This is a genomic window from Streptomyces sp. NPDC007162 (assembly GCF_040634175.1).
Taxonomy (GTDB): domain Bacteria; phylum Actinomycetota; class Actinomycetes; order Streptomycetales; family Streptomycetaceae; genus Streptomyces.
The window spans coordinates 1-1,605 of record NZ_JBEYFC010000965.1 but is presented as its reverse complement, the minus strand read 5'-3'; the positions used below and the strand labels follow the sequence as shown (position 1 = coordinate 1,605).

2 protein-coding genes and 1 pseudogene are annotated in these 1,605 nt (G+C 70.8%); 1 reads left to right on the top strand and 2 read right to left on the bottom strand.

The window, feature by feature from the left end; translation table 11 throughout:
• Nucleotides 1-373, bottom strand: a 373-nt coding sequence (gene mptB / locus ABZ646_RS46300; RefSeq protein WP_360533724.1) for a polyprenol phosphomannose-dependent alpha 1,6 mannosyltransferase MptB, incomplete at its 3' end; no start/stop codon positions are given.
• A 187-nt stretch (nt 374-560) separates the two neighbouring features.
• Between mptB and ABZ646_RS46295 the strand changes: the two are divergent.
• Nucleotides 561-800, top strand: a pseudogene (locus tag ABZ646_RS46295) (carboxyl transferase domain-containing protein); the annotation flags it as partial.
• Between the two features lie 13 nt (nt 801-813).
• On the opposite strand, the gene ABZ646_RS46290 reads toward ABZ646_RS46295, so the two are convergent.
• Nucleotides 814-1,605: glutaminase (locus ABZ646_RS46290; protein ID WP_360533721.1), on the bottom strand; the 792-nt coding region annotated here is incomplete at its 5' end.

Sequence of the window (1,605 nt, the reverse complement as noted above, 5' to 3'; positions counted from 1 at the left end):
GCGCGGGGCCCGAGGTGTAGACGTCCATGTGGGCGTCTACCATCGCGCCCTGCGCGAGGTAGCTGTACACGTCCCGGCTGAACAGCGGGGGCGCCAGCAGCAGCGGGGCCGCCCAGACGGCGAGGACCAGCAACAGCTGCCGCGGGGTGGGTGGTTCGGAGCCGCGGACGAGACGGCCCAGCAGCAGCCATGCCGCGATCAGCAGCACCACGCCGAAGTAGACGCCGACCAGGCCGAACGCCGCCTGCACGGAGCTGGGTGCGAGCAGATCCGCCACGGGCAGGGCGCCGGCTGTCTCACCTCCCAGGGCGAGGAAGGCGGTGCCGGCCAGGCCGAGTACCTGGCAGCGGCGTAGATCGACGGGGAAAGCCATGGCCAACACTGGGTCAGCGTGTCAATGGCGGGTGGCCGGAAAGCGACGAGGTGTTTTCACGGGAGGGGCCTGGTTGTTACCTGTGGGTGGTGGCTCACGGCACGGAGCGGGCGGACGGGGGCTTCTGCCGCCCCTGCGGCCTCCGGCCTCGCGGTGCGCGTGGCGCCCGGCTGCCGGTACGCGTCACGCCGACGTCATCTTCCGTCGGCAGATCGCGGCGGCGGACGAACCCGAGACGATGCGCGCACGCATGGTCAAGGAGTACGAGGCCGAGCTCATGCACCCCTACTACGCGGCCGAACGCGGCCTGGTCGACGACGTCACCGACCCGGCAAACACCCGAGCCGTACTGGCCTCCGCCCTGGCGATGCCCCGCACCAAACACGCCGACCTGCCGCTCCGCACACACGGAAACCCCCCGCAGTGACAGCCCGGCCTCCTCAGAACACGGACAGGCCCGTGAGTGTCGTGAACCGGTCCAGCGCCGCCACTCCCGCCACCGAGTTGCCCCGTTCGTCCAGACCGGGGCTCCACACGCACAGCGTGCAACGGCCCGGCACCACGGCGATGATGCCGCCCCCGACCCCGCTCTTCCCCGGCAGCCCGACCCGGTAGGCGAAGTCGCCCGCCGCGTCGTACGTCCCGCAGGTCAGCATCACCGCGTTGACCTGCTTGGCCTGGCTCCTGGTGAGGAGGCGGGTGCCGTCGGCGCGGATGCCGTGGCGGGCCAGGAAGGTGGTGGCCAGGGCGAGGTCGGCGCAGGAGGCGGCGATGGAGCACTGCCGGAAGTACTGGTCGAGGAGGACCGGGATCTCGTTGTCGATGTTGCCGTAGGACGCCATGAAATGGGCGAGGGCGGCGTTGCGGTCGCCGTGCTGGGACTCGGAGGCGGCGACCTCCTTGTCGAAGTCCAGGGACGGGTTGCCGCTCTCCGCCCGCAGGAAGTTCAGGAGTTCGCCGGCCGCGTCGCCGGTACGGGTCTGGAGGCGGTCGGTGACGACCAGGGCGCCCGCGTTGATGAAGGGGTTGCGCGGGATGCCGTTCTCGTACTCCAGCTGGACCAGCGAGTTGAAGGGGTTGCCGGAGGGTTCACGGCCGACGTGTTCCCAGAGTTCGTCGCCCTCGCGGGCCAGGTCGAGGGCGAGGGTGAAGACCTTGGTGATGGACTGCGTGGAGAACGGCTGCCGCCAGTCGCCGACGCCGTAGACCGTGCCGTCCAGCTCGGCCACGGC